The organism is Marisediminicola sp. LYQ134 (assembly GCF_046599635.1).
GTDB lineage: Bacteria > Actinomycetota > Actinomycetes > Actinomycetales > Microbacteriaceae > Marisediminicola.
Map to the genome: position 1 here is coordinate 1,592,013 of NZ_JBKIWP010000001.1, position 22,234 is coordinate 1,614,246.

The 22,234-nt window shown below is 69.3% G+C and carries 23 protein-coding genes and 1 tRNA gene; 9 read left to right on the forward strand and 15 right to left on the reverse strand.

Annotated elements, in window-relative coordinates; genetic code table 11:
• Positions 1-17: 17 nt before the first annotated feature.
• Positions 18-581: a TetR/AcrR family transcriptional regulator gene (locus tag ACLHIH_RS07640; protein WP_411316116.1), complete on the reverse strand. Its 564-nt coding sequence runs from the start codon at positions 579-581 to the stop codon at positions 18-20.
• A 116-nt stretch (positions 582-697) separates the two neighbouring features.
• Between ACLHIH_RS07640 and ACLHIH_RS07645 the strand changes: the two genes are divergently transcribed.
• Positions 698-886, forward strand: a complete 189-nt coding sequence (locus ACLHIH_RS07645) for a hypothetical protein (RefSeq protein WP_411316117.1) — start codon at positions 698-700, stop codon at positions 884-886.
• Between the two features lie 2 nt (positions 887-888).
• Positions 889-1,374: a hypothetical protein gene (locus tag ACLHIH_RS07650; RefSeq protein WP_411316118.1), complete on the forward strand. Its 486-nt coding sequence runs from the start codon at positions 889-891 to the stop codon at positions 1,372-1,374.
• 24 nt (positions 1,375-1,398) lie between these two features.
• Here ACLHIH_RS07650 and ACLHIH_RS07655 read toward each other — a convergent pair whose 3' ends face one another.
• The gene (locus ACLHIH_RS07655; protein WP_411316119.1) at positions 1,399-2,625 is read right to left on the reverse strand and encodes a mechanosensitive ion channel family protein; all 1,227 of its coding nucleotides are present in this window, start codon (positions 2,623-2,625) and stop codon (positions 1,399-1,401) included.
• A 57-nt stretch (positions 2,626-2,682) separates the two neighbouring features.
• Positions 2,683-2,755 (reverse strand) — tRNA-Lys (locus ACLHIH_RS07660).
• A gap of 95 nt (positions 2,756-2,850) precedes the next feature.
• On the opposite strand from ACLHIH_RS07660, the gene bcp reads away from it, so the two are divergent.
• Positions 2,851-3,330 (forward strand): thioredoxin-dependent thiol peroxidase, encoded by a 480-nt coding sequence (bcp, locus tag ACLHIH_RS07665; RefSeq protein WP_411316120.1) that lies wholly within the window; start codon positions 2,851-2,853, stop codon positions 3,328-3,330.
• Between the two features lie 65 nt (positions 3,331-3,395).
• Here the strand turns inward: bcp and ACLHIH_RS07670 are convergent, their stop codons facing one another.
• A complete protein-coding gene (locus ACLHIH_RS07670) occupies positions 3,396-3,839 on the reverse strand; it encodes a hypothetical protein (protein ID WP_411316121.1) in 444 nt (147 codons plus the stop codon).
• A 177-nt stretch (positions 3,840-4,016) separates the two neighbouring features.
• On the opposite strand from ACLHIH_RS07670, the gene ACLHIH_RS07675 reads away from it, so the two are divergent.
• Positions 4,017-4,265 carry a WhiB family transcriptional regulator gene (locus tag ACLHIH_RS07675; protein ID WP_411316122.1) on the forward strand — a complete coding sequence of 83 codons (249 nt, stop codon included), beginning with the start codon at positions 4,017-4,019 and terminating at the stop codon, positions 4,263-4,265.
• A 151-nt stretch (positions 4,266-4,416) separates the two neighbouring features.
• Here the strand turns inward: ACLHIH_RS07675 and ACLHIH_RS07680 are convergent, their stop codons facing one another.
• The 4 genes from ACLHIH_RS07680 to ACLHIH_RS07695 form a co-directional block, all read right to left on the reverse strand.
• Positions 4,417-5,913 (reverse strand): sensor histidine kinase, encoded by a 1,497-nt coding sequence (locus ACLHIH_RS07680; RefSeq protein ID WP_411316123.1) that lies wholly within the window; start codon positions 5,911-5,913, stop codon positions 4,417-4,419.
• A 30-nt stretch (positions 5,914-5,943) separates the two neighbouring features.
• Positions 5,944-6,630 (reverse strand): LON peptidase substrate-binding domain-containing protein, encoded by a 687-nt coding sequence (locus ACLHIH_RS07685; protein WP_411316124.1) that lies wholly within the window; start codon positions 6,628-6,630, stop codon positions 5,944-5,946.
• 135 nt (positions 6,631-6,765) lie between these two features.
• A complete protein-coding gene (locus tag ACLHIH_RS07690; protein ID WP_411316125.1) occupies positions 6,766-8,016 on the reverse strand; it encodes a CpaE family protein in 1,251 nt (416 codons plus the stop codon).
• A gap of 1 nt (position 8,017) precedes the next feature.
• A complete protein-coding gene (locus tag ACLHIH_RS07695) occupies positions 8,018-8,659 on the reverse strand; it encodes a hypothetical protein (protein ID WP_411316126.1) in 642 nt (213 codons plus the stop codon).
• A gap of 132 nt (positions 8,660-8,791) precedes the next feature.
• On the opposite strand from ACLHIH_RS07695, the gene ACLHIH_RS07700 reads away from it, so the two are divergent.
• Complete coding sequence (locus ACLHIH_RS07700) at positions 8,792-9,100, forward strand: helix-turn-helix domain-containing protein (RefSeq protein WP_411316127.1); 309 nt, start codon at positions 8,792-8,794, stop codon at positions 9,098-9,100.
• Here the strand turns inward: ACLHIH_RS07700 and ACLHIH_RS07705 are convergent.
• Positions 9,076-9,684, reverse strand: coding sequence for a hypothetical protein (locus tag ACLHIH_RS07705; RefSeq protein ID WP_411316128.1), 609 nt, complete (start codon positions 9,682-9,684; stop codon positions 9,076-9,078). The genes ACLHIH_RS07700 and ACLHIH_RS07705 overlap by 25 nt on opposite strands.
• Before the next feature lie 165 nt (positions 9,685-9,849).
• On the opposite strand from ACLHIH_RS07705, the gene ACLHIH_RS07710 reads away from it, so the two are divergent.
• Positions 9,850-10,356, forward strand: coding sequence for an Rv3235 family protein (locus ACLHIH_RS07710; protein WP_411316129.1), 507 nt, complete (start codon positions 9,850-9,852; stop codon positions 10,354-10,356).
• Positions 10,357-10,386: 30 nt separating this feature from the next.
• Here the strand turns inward: ACLHIH_RS07710 and secA are convergent, their stop codons facing one another.
• The 6 genes from secA to mtrA form a co-directional block, all read right to left on the reverse strand.
• On the reverse strand, positions 10,387-13,254 hold the full coding sequence (secA, locus tag ACLHIH_RS07715) for a preprotein translocase subunit SecA (RefSeq protein WP_411316130.1): 2,868 nt from the start codon (positions 13,252-13,254) through the stop codon (positions 10,387-10,389).
• A 172-nt stretch (positions 13,255-13,426) separates the two neighbouring features.
• Complete coding sequence (gene hpf, locus ACLHIH_RS07720; RefSeq protein WP_411316131.1) at positions 13,427-14,122, reverse strand: ribosome hibernation-promoting factor, HPF/YfiA family; 696 nt, start codon at positions 14,120-14,122, stop codon at positions 13,427-13,429.
• A gap of 79 nt (positions 14,123-14,201) precedes the next feature.
• Entirely contained in the window at positions 14,202-14,993 is a 792-nt protein-coding gene (locus tag ACLHIH_RS07725; protein ID WP_411316132.1) for a ComF family protein, read from the reverse strand.
• Positions 14,994-15,092: 99 nt separating this feature from the next.
• Entirely contained in the window at positions 15,093-16,793 is a 1,701-nt protein-coding gene (locus ACLHIH_RS07730; protein ID WP_411316133.1) for an LpqB family beta-propeller domain-containing protein, read from the reverse strand.
• On the reverse strand, positions 16,790-18,379 hold the full coding sequence (gene mtrB / locus ACLHIH_RS07735; RefSeq protein ID WP_411316134.1) for an MtrAB system histidine kinase MtrB: 1,590 nt from the start codon (positions 18,377-18,379) through the stop codon (positions 16,790-16,792). Before mtrB ends, ACLHIH_RS07730 begins: the two co-directional genes overlap by 4 nt.
• A 10-nt stretch (positions 18,380-18,389) precedes the next feature.
• A complete protein-coding gene (gene mtrA, locus ACLHIH_RS07740; RefSeq protein WP_411316135.1) occupies positions 18,390-19,067 on the reverse strand; it encodes an MtrAB system response regulator MtrA in 678 nt (225 codons plus the stop codon).
• Positions 19,068-19,194: 127 nt separating this feature from the next.
• Here mtrA and ACLHIH_RS07745 point away from each other — a divergent pair, with 127 nt between their 5' ends.
• From ACLHIH_RS07745 to ACLHIH_RS07755, 3 genes are read left to right on the forward strand one after another with little or no spacing between them, the layout of a single operon-like run.
• Complete coding sequence (locus tag ACLHIH_RS07745; protein ID WP_411316136.1) at positions 19,195-20,352, forward strand: hypothetical protein; 1,158 nt, start codon at positions 19,195-19,197, stop codon at positions 20,350-20,352.
• Positions 20,349-20,984, forward strand: coding sequence for a DUF4129 domain-containing protein (locus ACLHIH_RS07750; RefSeq protein ID WP_411316137.1), 636 nt, complete (start codon positions 20,349-20,351; stop codon positions 20,982-20,984). Before ACLHIH_RS07745 ends, ACLHIH_RS07750 begins: the two co-directional genes overlap by 4 nt.
• Positions 20,981-22,213, forward strand: a complete 1,233-nt coding sequence (locus tag ACLHIH_RS07755; protein WP_411316138.1) for a DUF4350 domain-containing protein — start codon at positions 20,981-20,983, stop codon at positions 22,211-22,213. The genes ACLHIH_RS07750 and ACLHIH_RS07755 overlap by 4 nt, the downstream gene beginning before the upstream one ends.
• Positions 22,214-22,234: the final 21 nt, after the last annotated feature.

Consider the following 22,234-nt stretch of genomic DNA (forward strand, 5'->3'; position numbering starts at 1 on the left):
TGCGGGTCTCCCGAGGGTCAGGTGGTGGAGTTCGCACCCACGGGCGCGAGGAGTTCGGTGATGATCGTGACGAGAGCGACCCTGGTCTCGTCGATCGGCTGGGCTTCGCGTTCGAGATACTGCTCGGCGCACAGCATGTAGGCGGCGCCCCCGAGGGCGACCGCGAAACGCATGCGGTCTTCGAGAGCCGGTGACGCCGATTCGAAGAAGTCGGCGAGACGACGGATGACCTCCGTCGCCCTGTCGACGACGGGCACGTCGACGAGAGAGGGACCCTGGTTGATGAAGAGGTTCACTTCGCGACGGTGTTCGAGAAGGAAGTCGACGAAGCCCTCGAGGAACTCCTGCCGCGTCTCCGGGCCGAACGGTCTGCTCGAGAAGCGCGCGATGTGGGCCTCCATGGTCGTGATCGCGGGGGAGATCGCGGCTTCGAGGAGAGCCTCTTTCGAGCTGTAGTGGTAGAGCACGGCGGACTTGGACAGCCCCGCGAGCTCGGCGATGCGATGGATGGAGGTCCCGGCGTATCCGGCGGTCGCGAATTCGGCGAGAGCTATCTCACGGAGGTCGGTTGCGCTGGACACGCGAACGACCCTAACTGACCGATCGGACAGTTACTGACCGCTCGGTCAGCCTCCCAGTGTCTTCGCAGGTCCGCGGGCGCCGGGGTACCGTTGACCCACACCGTCTTGGAGGACCCGTGCGCAAATACATCTTCAGCAGCAGCGTCATCGCCGCCCTTTTCAGCGGGTGGAGCACCCTGCAGGCGACGAAGGAGGGACCGCGCGACTGGCGACTCCTTCTCATGTGGGTCGGCTGGGGCGTGTCTCTCGCGATCGCGATCGGGACCGTCATCGACGAAGACCGTCGCGGCGAGCTGGACGACTAGCGGTGGGCTACTCACCCGCGTGGAACGACTTCGGTTTCGGCGGAGTGCTGTTCTCCATCCTCAACCTCGCGATCGCCTTCGTGGCGTTCGTCGTCGTCGTCGGACTGCTGTTCCTGTTCGTGCGCTTCCTGCTCGTGGGCACGCGCGCGGCCCAGCTCTACGTCGACCGCAACGCTCCGCGAGCACCGAAGGCGGGATCGACGCCGGCGGGCGCGCCCGAAGCGCCGTCGCCCGAGCCCACTCCTGCGCCCGAGCCCGCACCATCACCCGAGCCCGCGCCTGCGCCTGCGCCTGCGCCTGCACCATCGCCCGAGTCCGCCCCTGCCACGACGCCGGCCCCCGCACCCGCGGCGCCGAACAAGACCCCGGCGAAGGCACCGGCGAAGGCACCCGCTAAGGCACCGGCGACCGCGCCGAAGACCCCGCGCACGCGAGCGAAGACCACTCCGACGGTCGACCCGTCGGCGCCGACGCCCGACGCCGACTGACCCGCGCGGCCCGGCTCAGTAGCTCTAGCGGTCGGCGTCCCACGGGCCGTCGGCCGACTCGTCGTCGCGCGCGGTCTGGATCGGAATCGTGCCGGTGAGCTGACCCGCGCGTTCGATCGCTCGCTCATCGCCCGTGAAGAGGCCGACGCTCTCGCGCGGGCGGCGCTGACCCGCGTCCGGTTGCGCGGCACGGTCGCCGCGCGCATCCGACTCGGCCGTATCGGAGACGAGAGCGACGCGACCCCGGGGCACACCCACCGAGCCGATGCTCCGCAACCACGTCACGAGGCCCTCGCGCACGTCGCAGCGCAAGTCGAAGAGCGTCGGGGCGTCGACCGCCGTCACGAGCACGCGCACGCGCACGTAGCCGCCGACGGCATCCGTCACCTGCAGCACCGAAGCGCGGCCATCCCACAGTTCGGAGTCCGCGAGCAGCCGGTCGAGTTCCGCGCGCATGTCGTCGAGCGGCACGTCCCAGTCGAGGTCGAGCTCGACGGAGCCGAGCAGCTCGGAGCTGCGGCGGGTCCAGTTCTGGAACGGTGTCGTCGTGAACCACGTCGAGGGCAGCACGAGGCGACGGTCGTCCCACAGGTGCACGACCACGTAGGTGAGCGTGATCTCCTCGATGCGCCCCCACTCGCCTTCGACGACGACGACGTCGTCCATGCGGATGGCGTCACTGAACGCGAGCTGCATACCCGCGAAGAGGTTGGCGAGACTCGATTGTGCCGCGAGCCCCGCGACGATCGAGATGAGACCGGCCGATGCGAGGATGCTCGCACCGAGCGCCTCGACCCCGGGAAAGCTCAGCAGGATCGCGCCGAGCGCGAGCACGACGATGATCACGACCGTGAGCCTGCGGATGATGAGCACCTGGGTGCGCAGTCGCCTCGCGACCCTGTTGTCCGGCACGTCGACGCGGTAGCGCCCGAGCCCGAGGTCTTCGAAGAAGATCGCGATGGATGCCACGAGCCACGCGAACGCCGCGATGAACGCGATGCGGAACGCGAGGGTCACGGCCGGGCGCCAGTCGCCGCCGGGGAGGGTGACCTCGAGAGCGATCCACACGAGCGAGAGCACGAGCGTGATGCGGAACGGTTTGCGCGCTCGCGCGATGAGGTCGGCGGGCCACGAGCGGTGGCGCCCCACGACGCGGAGGACGGCGGCGATGACGGCGGTGATCACGATGGCGACGATGATCGCGATCACGACCCCCGCGGCCGCGACGACGGCGGGCATGAGTTCGGGCATGGTGCTCCAGGTGAGTCGGGCGGATGTGCCGACGGCGCTGGCGCGGTGAGTCTGGAGTGCACCCCCTGGGACTTGAACCCAGAACCCACTGATTAAGAGTCAGTTGCTCTGCCAATTGAGCTAGGGATGCGCGGTTTCGGGGCGAAGACCCGAGCCGAGGATCAAGGTTAGCATGAGACGGCGGCGGCTCTTCAACGTGCCGCGCACCGACGATTCGGAGACGACATGAGTGACACGACCACGCGACTGGCGGCCGGAGACACCGCTCCCGACTTCACCCTCAGTGACTCGGAGGGCGCGAGCGTCTCGCTCGCCGACCTCGCGGGTTCGAAAGTGATCATCTACTTCTACCCCGCCGCGTCCACGCCGGGGTGCACTACTCAAGCGTGCGACTTCCGCGACAGCATGGGTTCGCTCGCGGGTGCCGGGTATCGCATCCTCGGCATCTCGAAGGACCCGATCGACGCGCTCCAGAAGTTCGTGGAGGAGCAGAGCCTCACGTTCCCGCTCCTGAGCGACGACGACCTCGCGGTGCACCACGGCTACGGGGCGTACGGCGAGAAGTCGCTCTACGGGAAGACCGTCACGGGCGTGCTGCGCTCGACCTTCGTGATCGACGAGAGCGGCGTCATCCAGCTCGCGCTCTACAACGTGAAGGCGACGGGCCACGTCGCGTCGCTGCGCAAGAAGCTCAGCGTCGACTGAGGACGGGCCGACCGCGTCCGGGGAGACCGGGCCCGGCCCGTCGTCCTCTCGGGTCGACGGTCGGCTCAGATCTCGTCTCGCCGCGCCGTCGCCGCGACGACCGAGCGCGTGAACAGCAGCACGAGGGCGATGACGGCGGGAACGAGGATGGCCCATCCGACCGCCGGTTGCGCGAAGAGACCCTGAAAGCTCCCGATCGAGATCGCGACCTGGAGCACTTGCGTCGTGATGGCCGCACCTCGCGTCCACGCCCGACCGCGGAGCAGGTTGACGGCGATCGCCCCGAGCCACGCGGCGGCCGCGCCGGTCAGGAGGGTCAGCACGACCGCGCTCCCGTACGACACCGGAACGGCGATGACGAGCTCGACGACGAGCACCGCGGTGAGCACGGCGAGCGCCGCACCCTGCAGGAACAGGATGCCCGCGAGCACGAGGAGGGCTACGGGTCGGCGGGGTGATCGAGCGCCCTCAGGCGCGCCGGTGTCGGGGTGGCTCACAGCGGAATCCAATACAAAACTATTGATTTGGTTAAGTCGATATGAGAGTCTATGTGAGGCTGTTTTTGATGCTTACAGGGCCGTGAGCGCAGCCTCATCGTCGACAACCCAATCGGCGAGCGCGCGATTTCTCGCGAGATCACCGGTCGACTCGACCTCACGTTCCGTATGCAACTAAGGAGTACACCCATGGATTGGCGCGACAACGCAGCCTGCCTCACGGCCGACCCCGAACTCTTCTTCCCCGTCGGAAACACGGGACCCGCTGTCGACCAGATCGAGAAAGCCAAGTCGGTCTGTGGCCGATGCAGTGTCTCCGAGCAGTGCCTCCAGTACGCCCTCGAGACGAGCCAGGATTCGGGCGTCTGGGGCGGACTGAGCGAAGACGAGCGTCGCGCCCTCAAGCGTCGCGCCGCCCGCGCCCGCCGCGCATCCTGACCCTCGCACCGCCGGTTTAGCCCCCCGCTCGATCCCGGCGGTCGAACCCCGACCCCGGTCGCACCACTCGGTGCGACCGGGGTCTTTCCGTTCGGGCGTGTGTTGAGGAACGCCCCTCCGACGGGTCGGGTGCTCCGGGCCCGCGGGTCGGTCAGCGTTCGGTCGTGATCCACGCGAGCGGGATGTCGATCGTCACCTCGGTGCCGCTGCCGACCATGGTGTGCCAGTCGATCGTGCCGCTCAGTTCGCCCTGGATGAGCGTGCGCACGATCTGCGTGCCGAGCCCCGACCCGACCTTGCCCTCGGGCATCCCCGCGCCGGTGTCGCGCACCTTGACGCTCAATCGCTCCTCGGATCGCGTCGCGTCGATCTCGACGTCGCCTTCGCGGCCCGCGAGGCCGTGCTCGACGGCGTTCGTCACGAGTTCGGTGAGCGCGAGGGCGAGCGGCGTCGCGTACTCGCTCGGGAGGACCCCGAAACTCCCCGTCGACTTCGGGTGCACCTTGGTGTTGTGGGTCGAGGCGACCTCGGCGATGAGCAGGAGCACCCGATCGAAGACCGCGTCGAAGTCGACGTTCTGGCTCAGGCCCTCGCTCAGTGTGTCGTGCACGACGGCGATCGCCGCGACGCGCCTCATCGCCTGGTTGAGCGACTCCCGCGCCTCCTCGGAGTGCGATCGTCGCGCTTGGATGCGCAACAGCGAGGCGACCGTCTGCAGGTTGTTCTTCACCCGGTGGTGGATCTCCCGGATGGTCGCGTCCTTCGTGATGAGCTCGCGCTCCTGGTGACGCAGCTCCGTGACGTCGCGGCACAGCACGATGGCGCCGACTCGCTCACCGCGGTCGCGGATCGGGATGGCTCGGAGCGACACCGTGACCCCGCGAGCCTCGATGTCGGTTCGCCACGGCGCGCGCCCCGTCACGACGAGGGGAAGCGACTCGTCCACGACGCTCTGGCCGCTCAAGAGCATCGTCGTGACCTCGGCGAGCGACTCCCCCTCGAGTTCGCCCGCGAACCCCATGCGGTTGAACGCCGAGAGACCGTTGGGGCTCGCGAAGTTCACCATCCCGTCGGTGTCGAGCCTCAGCAAACCGTCGGATGCCCGTGGCGCACCTCGGCGCGGTCCCGTCGGCGCCCCGAGATCCGGAAAGTCTCCCCCCGCGATCATCGCGAAGAGGTCGTTGGCGCACTCGTTGAAGGTGAGCTCCTGCCGGCTCGGGGTGCGCGCCTCGCTCAGGTTGGTGTGTCGCGTGATGATGGCGACGGGAGCATCCGTCGTCTGGGCTCCCGTCGCGGCGAGGCGTCGCAAGACCGGGACGGCCCGCACGCGAGTGGGGGTCTCCTCGTACCAGTCCGGCGCTGCGGAGTCGATGATGTGGCCGGAGACGAACGCATCCGTCACTTGCTTGCGCCACTCGGGCTTGATGTTCTGCCCGACGAAGTCGCGGTAGAAGAGGGTCGCCGAGCTCGAGGGGCGCGCGTGCGCGACGGCGACGAAGGAGTCGGTCGTCGTCGGGACCCACAGCACGATGTCGGCGAACGCGAGGTCGGCGAGGAGCTGCCAGTCGCCGACGAGAAGGTGGAGCCATTCGACGTCGGCCTCGCTCGAGCGGCCCTGGGCGAGAACGAGATCACTGAGGGTCGACACGCGTCTAGCGTAACCGCCGGGGGGTGCGGCTCACTCCTCGTCCGACCACGACGCGACGAGGGTCTCCGACGCGGCGACGGCTTCGGTCGCCACCGCGACGAGCAGGTCGCGAAGCGACGAGCTGCCGAGGAATCGCAACTGGTCGAGCTCCGACACGGGGGCGACCCCCGCCAGTTGCCACGAGCCTTCGACGGGATCGCTCGAGATCTCGACACTCGCCGCCCACGGTTGCTCGACGAATTCGCTCGCGATCGCGAGGGCGCGACGCACCGCCTGGTCCGCCTCGGCCTTCTCTCGCTCGAGATTGTCGCTCCAGGCGAGCTCGGGCAATTCGTGAACGAGAGCGCGCGGGTAGGGGTCGTCGGGCAACCACTCGTCGACGACGATGCGGTTCGTGCCCGTCGCGGCGAGCCCCACGAAGCCCTCGCCCGACTCGAGCTGCGTGATCTCCGCGACGGTGCCGACCTCGAAGCGTTTCTCGGCGTTCGCCCCGGTGAGAGCCTGGCCGCCGACCTCGTGACCCCGCTCGATGAGGACCACCCCGAATCGCGGCTCCTCCGTCTCGATGAGGTGCGCGAGCATCTGCAGGTAGCGGGGCTCGAAGAGACGCAACTGGATGGGCATGTGCGGAAACAGCACCGACCCGAGCGGGAACATCGGCAACTCCACGGTGCCGGGCGGCGTCGGGTTCGGCGTCGGATTCGGCGTCGAGGTCATGGTTCAAGCGAACCACTTTTCGTGCGTCGCTTCGAGAGACGCAGGATGTTGGCAGGAGCGGGGCCCGGGGCGTGAGCACGCCGCACGACGGCTCCGCGGAGTCGACACCCGACATCCGACATCCGACATCCGATGTCAGCGCCGTGCCCGCTGTGCCCGCCGAGCCCGTCTCGTCGTGGGTCGCCCCTCCGGCACGAGGGTGGCCTCGACGAAGCGCTGGATCGCCACGCGCGCGGATGACTTCGGCGCGGTGTCTCGCACGGTGCGCCCCTCGAGCACGGCGGTGTCGAAGGCGTGGCGGTCGTCGGGCACGAGAGCGGTGGGCACGATGCCCCCGAACCGTCGGAGGGTCTGCTCGACGTGCGCCGCAGGGTTGAGCCCGACCGCGCTCATGCGCACGCGGTTCACGACGACATCGATGTGCGCGGTGTCGACGACCTCGAGCAGGTCGGCGTGCGAGCGCAGAAAACGCGAGAGCCCGACGGGGTCGGCCGCCCCCACGGCGACGATGCGGTCGGCCGAACGCAGAGCCGAGACCGTCGCGGCGTTGCGCCGTGGGGCGAAGAGGTCGCTGCTGATCTCCTCGTCGTCTTCGAGGCTCGAGGCGGTGTCGACGACGGTCACGTCGACCCAGTCGCGACACGCCTCGAGGGTCGCCGTCACGCGGTCGCCGGAGAGCTCGGGCCACCGACTCGGTCGTCCGAGCCCCGTGAGCACCCAGAAACTCCCGTGTCCGGTGAGGTATCGCTGGCCGATCCGCTCGAGCTCGGGCACCGTCAGACTCCCGGCCCCCGCGAGTCTGCACGCGGCGGCGAACCCCGGGGACTCGTCGAGCAGGCCGAGAGACGGCGCGATCGACGCGCTGTGGGTGTCGACGTCGGCGAGAGCGACCGTCGAGCCCGCGGCCGCGAGCTCCGCGGCGATCGAGATCGCGAGAGCCGTGCGCCCGGGCGACCCTGCAGGCCCCCACACCGCCACGACGCGACCGCGCGCGGGGCGCGATTCCCGCGGCGGCACCGAGGGCAGCCCCGTGAGCATCCGCTCGACGACCGAGAACGGCGCATCGGCGTCGACGGTCTCGAGCAGTCCGACGGATGCCGCGTGCCTCCGGTGCGCGTCGGTTGCGACGATCGCGACCACCCGCACTCCCGCCGCGTCGCACGCCGCGAGCAGGTCGACGGTGAGCATCCGTCGATCGGCCGTCACGATGGCCGCGTCGATCCGCGACACGGGCCCGGCAGTCGCGATGGCGATCCGACTCCCGATCGCGTCGGTGAGCTCTGCGACGTCGTCGCACCGCGCGACGACGGTGTGCCCGTGACGCTCGAGGTCCCGGGCGACCGCCTCGTCGAGTCCGGGCGGGAGCGCCAGGGCGACGGCGACCACCTCAGCCTCCGATCGGGAGGCTCGTGGGCACGAGCGACACGGCGTCGTCGTTGGCGAGGGACTCGAGCACGCGCGCGACGCTCTCCCGAGGCACGAGCACTTCGACGGCGAGGTCGTCGTCACCCGCGATGATGCCCTCGCTCTCGATGATCCTCACGACCGTCGCATCGCCGACGAGCACGGCGGGCGCGCCGAAGACACCGGGTTCGTTCTCGCGCGCGCTCCAGATGTCGACGCTCGCTCCCGGCCCGACGCCCGCGGGGAGCCGCCCGGGCACCCCCACGACGACAGCCGCTCGCGTCGTCCCCTCGCGAGAGCCGACCGCGGCCGCGGGAATGAGTTCGCCCCTCGACACGACCCTCGTGACGACGAGATCGGCGATCGGCCTCTCGTCGGCCGCCAGATACAGACCGTGGGCGTCACCGAGGGAGACGGAGCGCACCGTCACGTCGTCGCTCTCGAGAACGTCGCCGGGGCTCAGAGCGGCGCTCGCCACCCAGACATCGACCGTGCGGTCGAGCGACGACACGAGTGTCGTGACCGCGGCGACCGAGACGACGATGAGCCCGATGCCGACCGCGAATCTCGGGTCGAACCAGGCGGAGCGCGGAGGTCTCTCGAGCGCTGTGCGCGGTTTCGCCATCTCGTCCCCACCCTTTCGCGGCCATCCCTCGCGATGCCGTCGCCGTCGCCCTATCCAAAACTCCCGGGCGCCGACGAGAGCGAGTTATCCACAGGGCCGCCGGGGTATCGCTGCGGCCTCGATAATCGACGCATGGACGAGTTGGCGAGCGCAGACGGCCTCGGCCGTTTTCTCACGCTCGCCGACACCGCCGAGATCCTCAACATCTCCGCGAGTCAGGCTTACTCGCTCGTCCGATCGGGCGAACTGCCGGCGATCAAGGTCGGCGGAGCCGGCCACTGGCGCATCGAACGCACCGTGCTCGAGGCATACATCGAGGGCAAGTACGAGGAATCCCGCCGCATCGGACTCTGGAACCAAGCCGAATACTCGTCACTGCCCGAGTACTCGTTCGACCCCGACCGACCCCGCGGCGGTCAGACGCGCACGAGCACGACCTGATCGAACGGCACGATGCGGTACTCGCTCACGAGCGACTCGCGCCGGGGCACGCCCCGCTCGTGGATCGCGAGGTCGAGATGGTCGCGGCCGACCCTGTCGATCGTGCCCACCGCGCTCCCCGAGCGCAACCGGACCTCCACGGTCGATCGGCGTCGACACAGATCGCGCAGGACGAAACTCAGGGTGAGCCTCGCGGAGAGCGAATCGGGCGGTCCCTCCCTCCCGGTGGAGGGGGCGGAGATGCTCTCGACGACGCGCTCGCGAGACAACACGACGCCCGCGATCGACGAGAACGGCACGATGCACTGGTCGCGCCTCGACGTGTCGCCCGCGACATCCGCCGACAGCCAGTCTCTTCCGATCGTCGCGGGGGCGACGTCGATCGCGGTGCCGTCGCACAGCAGCAGGCGGACGATGCGCGAACCGTGCTTCCCCGCCGCGCTGCGGATGCCGGCCACGCGGTCGCGGAGCGACAGTCGCCCGATGCGCAGCCGCTCCTCCTCGGCACGGACGTCGAGTTCTTCGGCGAAGAGCTCGTGTTCGAGTTGACCCTCGAGGTCGTCGAACAAGTCGTCCCAGCGCATCGTCGAAAGCTAGTGGCGGGCATCCGGCGCCATGCTGGTTATCCACAGCCCCGTTGTGGGGCGTGGACTCGGGTAGACCGAGCTGTCACGATGATTTCTCACGGCGCCGCATCCCCTGTTCGGGGGGCATGCCGTGACGACCAACGACCTCGGTTCGGAGATGCCATGAGCAACGCGATGCCAGTCCAGCCCGCCGGTTCCGCCCGGGCCGCCGCGCCCGAGAGGGCGCTCGCCACCGCGAGCCCCTCCCCCGCCCCAGCGGATCGCCCGAGACCGCGGTCCCGCATCGAGGCCGAGGAGTTTTTCGGGCACCAACCCGCGAGCACCTCCTCGCTCCCGAGCCCCGAGCCGCTCCTCGAGAATCTCACGCGGTGCGTCATCGAGATCCTCGCGGGCGCCCGCGATCTCGAGCAGATCTCCCGCTGGGTCACCGACGACGTCTATCGGCACTTGCTCAAGCGCGTCGTGATCTCCGCCCGCGCCCGGCACGCGAAACACCAGCCCGTCGTGCGCCCGACCTTCGCGATCGGGTCGACGACGATGTGCGAGCCGCGGGACGGCGCGGTCGAAGCCGTCGTCATCGTGCGCGGTCGGGCGCGAACCCGCGCCGTCGCCATCAGGCTCGAAGGTCTCGACGACCGATGGCGCGCGACCGCGATCAACGTGCTCTAGACAGACCCGTCGGCTGCCGTTCTGCTGCCTCTACTTGCCCTTGGTCTGCGAGCGTCGCTGAGCCCGGTTCGCCGGTGCGGCAGCGGCCCCCGACGATTGCTCGCCGAACGCTCCGCGCGACGCGGGAGCCGAGGCTCCCCCGGCTCCTCGTCCGCCTGGTGACCGCGTGGGGCCGCCCTGAGTCGGCTGCGACGCGGGAGCCTGCGGGACACCCGACTTCTCGTCGCTCTCGCGCTGCGCCCGTGCCGTCGCGGCCTGCTCGATCTGCCCGCGCTGGTTGCGCACCTCGACCTCGCCGTCGGGGTTGGGCGCCGAGTAGGTGAGCTTGTCGACGGGAGCGCCAGACGCTCCGAGTCCCTTCGCCGCGACCGTCGGCATCGCCGCGGTGGCACCGGCAGGCGAGACCTCGACCTCGAGGTTGAAGAGGAACCCGACGGTCTCCTCGCGGATCTGGCCCATCATGCTCTGATAGAGCGTGAAACCCTCGCGCTGATACTCGACGAGCGGGTCACGCTGAGCCATCGCGCGCAAGCCGATGCCGTCTTTCAGGTAGTCCATCTCGTAGAGGTGGTCGCGCCAGCGGCGGTCGATGACCGAGAGCACGACACGACGCTCGAGTTCGCGCATCGCGGGCTCGCCGAGGGCCTCGGTGCGCTTGTCGTAGGCGAGCTTCGCGTCGGCGAGGATCTCGTCGGCGAGGAAGTCGCGCGTCAGCCGACCGCGCGATCCGGCTTCGGTGAGCACCTCGTCGACGGTGATCGACACGGGGTAGAGCGTGCGCAGCTCGGTCCACAGGGCGTCGAGATCCCAGTCATCCGCGCTGCCTGCGGCGGCGTGCTCGTCGACGACCTCGGAGATGACCTCCTCGAGGAACTTCTGGGTGCGGTCTTGCAGATCGTCGCCCTCGAGGATGTGGCGGCGGTCGCCGTAGATCGCCTCGCGCTGCCGGTTGAGGACGTCGTCGTACTTGAGCACGTTCTTGCGGATCTCGGCGTTGCGCGACTCGACCTGGCTCTGCGCGCTGCGGATGGCGCGGCTCACGACCTTCGACTCGATCGCGAGATCGTCGGGCACGTTTCCGCGACCCATGAGCGACTCCGCGGCGGCGGAGTTGAAGAGGCGCATGAGGTCGTCGGTGAGCGAGAGGTAGAACCGGCTCTCGCCGGGGTCACCCTGTCGACCAGACCGCCCCCGCAGCTGATTGTCGATACGGCGGGACTCGTGACGCTCGGTGCCGAGAACGTAGAGGCCGCCGGCTTCCCGGACCTTCGCCGCTTCCTCCTCGACCTCCGCCTTCACGCGGGAGAAGACGTCGTCCCACTCCGCCTCGTACTCGTCGGGGGTGTCGACGGGGCTCAAGCCCTTGGCGTTCATCTCGGCGACGGCGAGGAACTCGGCGTTACCTCCGAGCATGACGTCGGTTCCACGACCCGCCATGTTCGTCGCGACGGTGACCGAGGCGAGCCGCCCGGCCTGGGCGACGATCGCGGCCTCGCGCGCGTGGTTCTTGGCGTTGAGCACCTCGTGCTTGATGCCCCGTTTCGCGAGCATCTTCGAGAGGTATTCGCTCTTCTCGACGCTCGTCGTGCCGACGAGGACCGGCTGGCCGTTCTCGTGGCGCCCCGCGATGTCTTCGACGACCTGCTCGAACTTGGCCGTCTCGTTCTTGTAGACGAGGTCGGACTGGTCGATGCGCACCATGCTGCGGTTGGTGGGGATCGAGACGACGCCGAGCTTGTAGGTGCTCATGAATTCGGCGGCCTCGGTTTCGGCCGTACCGGTCATGCCCGAGAGCTTCTTGTAGAGCCGGAAGTAGTTCTGCAGCGTGACGGTCGCGAGGGTCTGGTTCTCGGCCTTGACCGCGACGCCCTCCTTGGCCTCGATCGCCTGGTGGATGCCCTCGTTGTAGCGACGCCCCATGAGGATGCGGCCCGTGTGCTCATCGACGATGAGCACTTCGCCGTTCATGACGACGTAGTCCTTGTCTTTCTTGAACAGCGCCGCGGCTTTGATCGAGTTGTTGAGGAAGGAGATGAGCGGGGTGTTCGCCGACTCGTAGAGGTTGTCGATGCCGAGGTAGTCCTCGACCTTCTCGATGCCGGGCTCGAGCACGCCGACGGTGCGCTTCTTCTCGTCGACCTCGAAATCGACGCCGGGCTCGAGCTTCTTCGCGAGTCGCGCGAACTCGGTGAACCAGCGGTTGGCCTCGCCCGACGACGGCCCCGAGATGATGAGGGGGGTCCGGGCCTCGTCGATGAGGATCGAGTCGACCTCGTCGACGACCGCGAAGAAGTGACCGCGCTGCACCATGTCCTGCGCTTGCCACGCCATGTTGTCGCGCAAGTAGTCGAAGCCGAACTCGTTGTTCGTGCCGTAGGTGATGTCGGCGGCGTACTGCTCGCGGCGCACCGCGGGAGTCTGCCCCGCGACGATGCAGCCCGTGGTCATTCCGAGGGCGCGGAACACGCGCCCCATGAGCTCGGACTGGTAGTTCGCGAGATAGTCGTTGACCGTGATGACGTGCACGCCGCGCGACGCGATGGCGTTGAGGTATGCCGCGGTCGTCGCGACGAGGGTCTTGCCCTCACCGGTCTTCATCTCGGCGATGTTGCCGAGGTGGAGGGCGGCGCCACCCATGAGCTGAACGTCGAAGTGCCGGAGCCCGAGCGTGCGCTTGGACGCTTCGCGCACCGCCGCGAACGCCTCCGGGAGGAGGTCGTCGAGGGATTCGCCGTTCGAGTAGCGCTCGCGCAGCTCGACGGTCTCGTTCTTCAGTTCCTCGTCGGTGAGACCCGTGAAGTCGTCTTCGAGGTGGTTGATCGCCTCCGCATACCGCTTGAGTCTGCGCAAGGTGCGGCCTTCTCCGACTCGGAGAACGCGCTCGAGAACATTTGCCACCAGAAACTCCCAATGCTTTTCGTGAGGCCGCCAGATCGATCCGGGCCGTGAAACCGGTCCGTGACCGATCCGTGATGCTGACCAATCCTAGCGATGCGCCACTAGGAGCGTGCTGAGGGGCGCCGATCCTCGTGGATCGACGCCCCTCAGCGTGTTCTCTCTTGCGAGCGGGTCAGCTCGATCGCTTCCGCGACGCCGTCACGCTCTCTTGGATCTCGGCGGCGTCGTCGTCGAGACCGATGACGCCGTAGTCCCAGCCCTTGCGTCGGTAGACGACGCTCGGGCGGTCGGTCTCGGCGTCGATGAAGAGGTAGAAATCGTGCCCGACGAGTTCCATGTAGTAGAGCGCGTCGTCGACCGTCATCGGCATCGACGCGAACACCTTCTTGCGGATGACGACAGGGCTCCAGTCGTCTTCGGTCTCGTCGGCCGTCGCCGACGGCACGATGTCGATTCCGCCCGTGCGCACGCGATCGAGCACCTCGGGATCGGCGGGGGTGATGTCGACGACGCTGAAACCGTCGGCGCTCGCCTCGCGCAGCGAGGTCGGTCGGTGCTTACCGCGATGGACCTTCGAGCGGTCCTTCGCCTTGCGGAGTCTCTGCACGAGTTTGTCGAAGGCCAGATCGAATGCGACGTACTTGTCGGATCCGTTCGACTCGGCCCGCACGAGCGGCCCGGGGCCGATGAGCGTCAGCTCGACGCGGTCATCCCCCGACGACCCGTTCTTCCCGCTGTGACGGGAGACTTTCACTTCGAAGGCTTGGGCCTTCTCGGCGAGATGCGCGATCTTCTCGGCCTTTTCGGTGGCGTAGTCGCGGAATCGATCGGTGATTCCGAGGCCCAGTCCGTTGATGGAGATTTCCATGACGTCCTCCCAGTTCGCTCGGCACGGTAGTGCTGCACCCTCGTGAACCACGCGGTGCTCCGCGCCTCTTTCGCCCAACCTAGTCTCCGGAAACGGTGATGTCATCCGATGCCCGGGTATTGCTCGAGCGTCTCGGCGTGGCCGCCGCGGCGGCGGCCGCCACGACGTTACCGCCCGCCGCCGTGATCGCCCGTGTCGCCTCGGCGAGAGTCGAACCGGTCGTGACGACGTCGTCGACGAGCAGGAAGAAGCGGCCGTCGAGACGCGATCGGGCGGCGAGCGACCCGTGCGCGTTGCGGGCACGCGCGGCGCTGTCGAGCGACTTCTGGGCGACGGTCGAGCGGGCGCGGCGGAGCACTCGGGCGGGCCCCGGGAGCCCTCCCCGCCGCACGAGGAGCGCGACCGGATCGAACCCGCGCGCGCGATAGGCGGATGCCGACGACGGCACCATCGCGATCTCGATCGCGGGCGCCCCGGCATCCACCCTCACCCCCTCGAGGGCTCGGTGCACGGATGCCGCGAGCGCGAGTGCGACGGGTGTCGCCGCGTCTCGTCTGCCGTTCTCCTTCACCGCGACGATGACCGCGCGCATGACCCGCTCGTAGCGCGCGGAGGCGGTCACCGACACCGTGCTCCCCGCGAGGTTCGCGGCGTCGAGAGTCAGGGGAGCGAGAGGCTGTGGGGCGAGGGCGGCGAGACACTCCCGGCACACGCTGCGCCCGTCGGCGCCGCACCCGGCGCACGACACGGGCAGCACGACCGCCGCGGCGTCGAGCACCGCCTCGCGCACGAGCGCCGGCAGCGCCTCTCGCGCGCGCCCCGGCACCGCCTCGCGCGCGAGCGGGTGTGGGGCAGGCGGGCGGCGCGGCATGAGCCGAGCCTCGCGCCCGGGGCGGCTCTCGAACGTCGCCAGCACCTCACCGTGGAGCGACCGTGCCGCGTCACCCCCGGGGAGGGGGCTCACTCCGGGTCAGCGCTGGGTCGCGATGAAACCCACCTCGACGCCCGTCTCCGTCCATCCGCTTCCGCTGCGTAGGAGGATCATCCCCGAGTCGTCGATCGCCCGCAGGTTGGATTCCCCGTTCCCGCCCACGAGGGCGACGGCGCCGGGCGCTGCACCGAGCGGGGTGCGGTCGCCACCCACGGTGTGTGCCACGACGGCGCTGCCCGATCCCGTCGTCGAGAGCGTCGCGACGGTGAGCTCGTCGACCCACGTCGCATCGAGGGCGTCCGCCCCGGAGACGACGGAGTCGAGCACCGACTCGCTCAGGGCGAGCGGCACCCCGTCGGCGTTGGCGTCGCGGCTGATCGCCTTGACGACGAGCCGCGTCCCCTCCTCGGACTCGACGAAGATCAGGATGCGCGCGCCGTCACGGGAGATGTCGATCGCAGCGACATCCGCGTCGGAGGGGAGTCCGGTCGCGAGTCTCGTGACGGCCCCGTCGAAGCTGTAGGCCAAGACTACGGAGGCGTCGGTCTGCGACGCGACCCAGACGAATCCGACGTCGTCGAGAGACGGGGTCACGAGGGACTGCCGCGTGTCGAGGAGGGTCGCCGCGCCCTCGCCCGCCCTCACGAGCGAGACGCCTGACGAGCTGCGCACGGCCGCGACCCCCTGCTCGAGGGCGACGGTCGCGCCGACGGCGTCGAGGTCGGCGATCTTCTCTCCGAGCGACCCGATCGAGGCGACCCCGTCTCCCGAGACGAACCCGACGCTCCCCTCGCGCTCGACGAGCGCGCGCGAGTCGACGGAGGGTTCGGGCTGGGGAACGGTGTCGGAGACCTCGCTCGAGATGAGCGGTGTCCCGCCGACCGTGAGGCTGACGCGGCGGATGTTCGGCACGGTCGCGAGGCTCTCGGTCAACTGCACTTGCATGAGCTGCCGCTCGGCGTCGTCGGCCGAGAGCGCCTCGGTCGTGAGGCCGAGGTCGGCGACGCCGGCCTGCACGTCGATGCTCGGACCGTCGAGCTGGGTGCCCTCGGGAAACGCGGTTCGCACGGCCCCGCTCAACCACGGGGGCGGACCGCTCAAGAGCGTCGTGACGATGCGCTGAGTCGCCGAGCCGGTGGCGAACCACCGCAGGTCGGGAACGAGCTCGTCGTTCTCGGGGTCGAGGAAGTAGAGCGTGTGGGTGTCGAAGAGCGAGCGGAAGGTGATGTCGGAGAGCACGATGCCGTCGTCGGCCGAGCTGATGCGCCACTCCCCGTTCTCCTGCACGAAGTCGAACGGCAGCACGAGCGCCGCGGGCTCGGAGTTGCGGCGGTACGCCCCCGCCGAGTCGACGGTTGCGACGGAGGCGAGGGAGTATTCGACGGTGTCGTCGTCGACCTCGGTGAATCGCCCCTCGGTGTTGCGCACCGTGACGGAGCGACGCGGGTTCCACTCGGCCTCGAACCCGTCGCTCAAGAACTGCCTCGCGACCTCGTAGTCGTTCGCCGATCCTGTGAAGGCATCGACGAATCCGCGCGCGATGTCGGCGGGCTCGGCGCCCGCGACGGGACCGAGCGGAAAGTACTCGAATCCGGCGTCTTGCTCGACGAGGTCTTCGCCGACGATGACCGAACCCGACGACGGGATGCCGACGCACCCGGCGAGCGCGACGGCGACGAGGGCGGCCCCGGCCACCGCCCGCACCGACCGGGCCGCGAGCGAGCGAGCGTGGCGCGTCACGATGGGCCGTCCTCACCGGGCGGCGCGTCGACGAGCTCCTGCGGGGGCAGCTCGAGTGGCGACCTCGCGATTCCGACGCCGCGCACGCGCGGCAGGGTGAGCCTGAAGCACGTGCCGGTGCCGACCTCCGACCAGACATCGAGGTGGCCGTCGTGCTGGATGGCGTCTTCGAGAGAGATCGCGAGCCCCAGACCCGTGCCGCCGATCGTGCGCCGGCGAGAAGGGTCGGCGCGCCAGAATCTCTCGAAGACCTTCTCGACGTCACTCTCGCTCATGCCGATGCCGTGATCGCGCACGGCGATGGCGACCGCGGTCGCATTGCTGTCGACCGTGACGACGATCGGTCGCCCCTCGCCGTGTTCGACGGCGTTGCCGAGGAGGTTGCGCAGGATGCGGCGGATGCGCCGGGCATCCACTTCGGCCTCGAAATAGCCTCCGGGCGCGACGACGACCATCTCGCTCCCCCGCTCGTGGGCGAGGGAACCCATCTGGTCGACGGCGTCGTCGACGAGACGCACGAGGTTGGTCGGCTCGAGGTCGAGTTCGACGGCCCCCGCGTCGTAGCGACTGATCTCGAGGAGGTCGGCGAGGAGGACCTCGAATCGCTCGACCTGGGTGTGGAGCAGTTCGGCCGTGCGCTCGGTCGCGGGCGGGAAGCTCTCGCGCTGGTCGTAGAGAACATCGCCCGCGAGGCGGATGGTCGTGAGCGGTGTGCGCAACTCGTGCGAGACGTCGGAGACGAAACGCTGTTGCACTCGCGAGAGGTCGGCGAGTTTGGTGATCTGCTGCTGCAGGCTGTCGGCCATGCCGTTGAACGATCGAGCGAGGGTCGCGATGACATCCTCCCCCTTCTCCGGTATCCGGACCTCGAGCTCGCCCGCCGCGAGCCTCTCGCTCGTTTCGGCGGCGAGTCGCACCGGGCCGACCACGAGCCGCACGACGATGTAGGTCACCCCGCCGATGAGCGCGACGAGCGCGAGACCGCCGGCGAAGAGAGTCTGCTGCACGAAACCCAGAGTGCGCTCCGCGTCGCTCAGGTCGTAGACGAGGTAGAGCTCGTAGAGCCCCGCGGAGGGCACGGTCAACCTCGACCCCGCGACGAGCCCCGGTGCGTCGTTCGGCAGGTCGACCGACTGCAGGAACACGCGCTCCGACGTCTCCGAGACGGCGACGCGCATCTGCGGCGTCACGACCTCGTCCGGAAAGTCCCGGCTGCTCGTCGGCTGCAGGATCTGCGGCGTGGGCGGTTGGTCGGAGCGCAGGATCGCGATGCCCGTGCCTCCCGGGCTCGTCGTCGAGCTCGCGACGGCCGTCTGCACTTGCACCCCGAGGGTCGCGAGCTCGACGGGGTTGGCGTCATCGGTCGCGTCGAAGATCTGCTGCGCGATGAGGTTGGCGCGCACCGCCTCGGAGTTGACCTGTTCCTGTCGCGACGCGAAGAGGTTGCCGCCGATGCTCACGGACATGTAGGCCCCGATGATCGTCACCGCGGCGCTCGAGAGGATGACGGTGATCGCGACCGTGCGGAACTGCAGCGACGTGCGCCAGAACCGCAGCAGTCGCGCGAGCGCCGAACGCCACGTCACGCGGAGCCCGTCAGTGGGAGCCCGCGCGGTAGCCGACGCCCCGCACGGTCATCACGATCTGCGGGTTGTCGGGGTCGACCTCCACTTTGGCGCGCAGACGCTGCACGTGCACGTTGACGAGCCTCGTGTCGGCCTTGTAGTGGTAGCCCCACACCTGCTCGAGGAGCATCTCCCTCGTGAACACCTGTTGCGGTTTGGAGGCGAGGGCGAGCAGGAGCTCGAACTCGAGCGGGGTGAGGTTGATCCTGCTGTCGCCGCGACGCACCTCGTGGCCCGCGACGTCGAGCTCGATGTCTCCGACGGTGAGCACGTCGGTCGAATCGGACGCGGTCGGTCGAAGCCGCGTGCGGATGCGCGCGACGAGCTCTTTGGGGTTGAACGGTTTGACGACGTAGTCGTCCGCTCCGCTCTCGAGGCCGCGCACGACATCCGCCGTGTCGGACTTCGCCGTGAGCATGATGACCGGCACCCCGGACTCGGCGCGGATCTCGGCGCACACCTCGATGCCGTCTTTGCCCGGGAGCATGAGGTCGAGGAGGACGAGGTCGGGCTTGGATGCCACGAACGCGTCGAACGCCCCCGAACCGTCGGCGCAGAAGACCGGGTCGAAGCCCTCGGTGCGCAGCACGATGCCGATCATCTCGGCGAGCGCTGTGTCGTCGTCGACCACAAGGATGCGTGCTGTCATCGTCTCCGTCTTCGGATTCGCACGCCCGTCGCGCGGACGTGGGTGGAGCTTTGGCACAACAGTAGTCGAGTGTGAAAGCATCGTCGGGTGGCGCCCACGACCTGGGGCGCGGTTCGAGGGGGATCGAGTGACCGACAACCACGCGTGGCAGTCGCCGGAGGCCGCGGGACCCGTGCGCCCGAGCGGGAGCGAGCCGTCGTACAGCCCGGCGACGACCCCCGCGACACCTCCGGGTGCGGGGCCCGGCGCGAACGCCGGATGGACGCCGCCGCCGAAGCCCGGGCTCATTCCGCTGCGGCCTCTCGAGTTCGGCACGATCCTCGGAGCGCCGTACCGTTTGCTCCGCCGCAACCCGCGGCCGACCTTCGGTGTGAGCCTGCTCCTCGTCGGCGTCGCCTACCTCCTGACCTTTCTCGTCACGGGGCTCGTGACGTTCTTCGCGTTCTCCCGCATCGACTCGGCGGCGAGCGCCTCCGACGCCGACGACATCGCGGCGGGAGCGGTCGCTCTCATCGTGCTGTCGACCCTCGTGCCCATGATCCTGCTGCTCGTCGCGACGGCCATCATGCAAGCGATCGTCGTGCTCGAGGTCGCGAGGCAGTCTCTCGGTGAGAAGCTCTGCTTCCCCCAGTTGTGGCGCCTCGCGAAGGGGCGCATCGGCGCCGTCGTCGGGTACACCCTCGTCGTGACCGTCATCGTGCTCGTCGCCCTCGTCGCGGCGATCGCCGTCGTCGTCGCGGCTTTCGTCGCGGGCGACGCGGGCATCGCGATCGGCATCGGTCTCGCGGTGCTGCTCGTTCTCGGGGGGATCGTGCTCACCGCGTGGCTCACGACGAAACTCGCTTTCGTGCCGAGCGCGATCGTGCTCGAGCGCGTGTCCATCCGCGCGGCGATCTCGCGCTCGTGGCGGCTCACGAACAACGCTTTCTGGCGCACGTTCGGAACCCTCCTCCTCGTCGCGATCATCCTCAACGTCGCGTCGAGCATCGTGAGCGCCCCGCTGCAGATCGCGGCCTCGTTCCTCCCCGCCATCCTCGCGCCCACGGGTGACGAGACCGTCGTCATCGTCGTGCTCGTCGTGACCGTCGTCGTGAGCCTCATCGCGACGGTCGTCATCTCGGCGGTCATTCTCGTGATCCAGTCGGCGACGACCGCCCTGCTGTACCTCGATCAGCGCATCCGCAAGGAGGGGCTCGACCTCGACCTCATCCGCTACGTCGAGGCGAGGCAAGTGGGCGACGCCGGAGCCCGCAACCCGTTCGAGACGGTGCGCGAGACGGCATGAGGCTCGCCCCCATCGAGCCGGACGTCGACGAGGCCCGCGATCTCCTCGAGCGCGAACTCGCGAAGACGGTCTACACCGAGGCGCAACCCAACCTCTTCGACAGGCTCGCCTCCGCCGTGTGGGACTGGATCCTCGGTCTCCTCGACGGCATCGAGGGCGGCCCGCCCTCGCTCGCCTGGATCGTCGTCGCGGTCGTCGTGATCGCCGGTCTCGTGGGCCTCTACGTGATCTACGGAGCCCCGCGCATCAACCGCAAGAGCGCGGTCACGGGGGCTCTCTTCGGCGATGACGACGAACGTGACGCCGCGGCCATCCGCCGCGCGGCCGAAGCGGCGGCGCGCGACGCCCGCTGGGATCTCGCGATCGAGGAGATGTTCCGCGCCATCGCGCGCGGGCTCGCCGAACGCGCCGTCGTGACGCCGACGCCCGGGATGACGGCGAGCGCGTTCGCCGCGGCCGCGGGAGCGCACTTCCCCGACTCCGCCGCGGGGCTCGCCGCCGCGGCATCCGACTTCGACGAGGTGCGCTACCTCGATCGCACGGGAAGCGAGGAGCAGTGGTCGCGCGTGGTCGCCCTCGAGGCTCGCGTGAGGTCGGCTCGCCCCCTCTTCGACGCACCGGTGCCCGCGTGACCGCGCCAGCGCCCGCTCCGGCCCTCGCGCCCGCGTCGGACTCCCGCGCGACGGTCCTCACCCCGACCCTGAGGCAATCGGGGCGCAGGTCGCTCTTCTGGATCGTGGCGTTCCTCGGTGTCGTGTTGCTCGCGGTCGGGTCACTTCTGCTCGTGGGCGCGTCGGACGATGCCCGGAGACTCTCCCCCGCGAACCCCGCTCCCGAGGGCACGATGGCCGTCGCGGAGGTGCTCCGTCAGCAGGGTGTCGATGTCGTCGAGACCTCGAGCCTCGACGAGACGCGGCAGGCTCTCTCGGGCGCGTCGGCCGAGTCGGTCTCGATCGCCCTCTTCGACCCCGACGGCATCCTCGACGCCGACCAGCTCGCCGAGGTCACGGCGCTCTCCGAGCGCACGGTGCTCATCGAGCCGGGTTTCACGATGCTGCGCGAGCTCGCCCCCGGCGTGAGTGCCGCGGGAGCCCCCGACGACGACGCCCTCGAGACCGGATGCTCGCGCCCCGCGATCGCGGCAGACGCGACGGTGTCGCCCGGCGGGGTGTCCTACCGCGTCGACGACGATGCCGCCGCGACGGCCGACGTGTGCCTGCGGAGCGAGAGCGAGGGGAGCGACCCCGCCTACTCGTTCGTGAGCATCGATCGCGACGGTTCGACCCTCGACATCCTCGGGGCGACCGACGCCCTCACCAACGGGCAGATCCGGTCGCTCGGCAACGCCGCATTCGCGCTCACGGTGCTCGGCGAGACGGACACCCTCGTCTGGTACCTGCCGTCGGCATCCGATTCGTCGGAGATCGTCAACCCGGCGGACTTCACTCCGCCGTGGGTGACGCCCGCGATCACCCTCGCGGTGGCTCTCGTCGTCGTCGCCGCCGTCTGGAGGGGTCGCCGGTTCGGTCCGCTCATCGTCGAGAACCTCCCCGTCACACCGCGGTCGAGCGAGACCATGGAGGGTCGAGCGCGCCTCTACCAGAAGGCGGCGGCACGCTCCCGGGCCCTCGACGCGCTGCGCATCGGCAGTGTCGCTCGCCTCGCGCGAGCGTGCGGACTCGCGAGCTCCGCGACGCTCGACGAGGTGATCCTCGCGGTCGCCTCCGTGCTCGGCACCGATCCGCGGAGCGTGAGGGAGACCCTCGTCGACTCGACCCCCGAGACCGACGTCGACCTCGTGCGCTCGAGCGACGACCTCCTCGCCCTCGAAGCCTCCGTGCGCCGCGCGGTGGCCCCGTGACGACCACCCACCCCACACCTT

Excerpts from the sequence above, each read along its gene's own strand:
- ACLHIH_RS07705 (WP_411316128.1), bottom strand. The coding sequence starts at position 9,684 with ATGCGCTGGGACGACTTGTTCGACGACCTCGAGGGTCAACTCGAACAC.
- ACLHIH_RS07655 (WP_411316119.1), bottom strand. The coding sequence starts at position 2,625 with ATGCCCGAACTCATGCCCGCCGTCGTCGCGGCCGCGGGGGTCGTGATC.
- ACLHIH_RS07750 (WP_411316137.1), top strand. The coding sequence starts at position 20,349 with ATGAGGCTCGCCCCCATCGAGCCGGACGTCGACGAGGCCCGCGATCTC.
- ACLHIH_RS07675 (WP_411316122.1), top strand. The coding sequence starts at position 4,017 with ATGGATTGGCGCGACAACGCAGCCTGCCTCACGGCCGACCCCGAACTC.
- ACLHIH_RS07700 (WP_411316127.1), top strand. The coding sequence starts at position 8,792 with ATGGACGAGTTGGCGAGCGCAGACGGCCTCGGCCGTTTTCTCACGCTC.
- bcp (WP_411316120.1), top strand. The coding sequence starts at position 2,851 with ATGAGTGACACGACCACGCGACTGGCGGCCGGAGACACCGCTCCCGAC.
- ACLHIH_RS07695 (WP_411316126.1), bottom strand. The coding sequence starts at position 8,659 with ATGGCGAAACCGCGCACAGCGCTCGAGAGACCTCCGCGCTCCGCCTGG.
- ACLHIH_RS07710 (WP_411316129.1), top strand. The coding sequence starts at position 9,850 with ATGAGCAACGCGATGCCAGTCCAGCCCGCCGGTTCCGCCCGGGCCGCC.
- ACLHIH_RS07685 (WP_411316124.1), bottom strand. The coding sequence starts at position 6,630 with ATGACCTCGACGCCGAATCCGACGCCGAACCCGACGCCGCCCGGCACC.
- hpf (WP_411316131.1), bottom strand. The coding sequence starts at position 14,122 with ATGGAAATCTCCATCAACGGACTGGGCCTCGGAATCACCGATCGATTC.
- mtrA (WP_411316135.1), bottom strand. The coding sequence starts at position 19,067 with ATGACAGCACGCATCCTTGTGGTCGACGACGACACAGCGCTCGCCGAG.
- ACLHIH_RS07725 (WP_411316132.1), bottom strand. The coding sequence starts at position 14,993 with ATGCCGCGCCGCCCGCCTGCCCCACACCCGCTCGCGCGCGAGGCGGTG.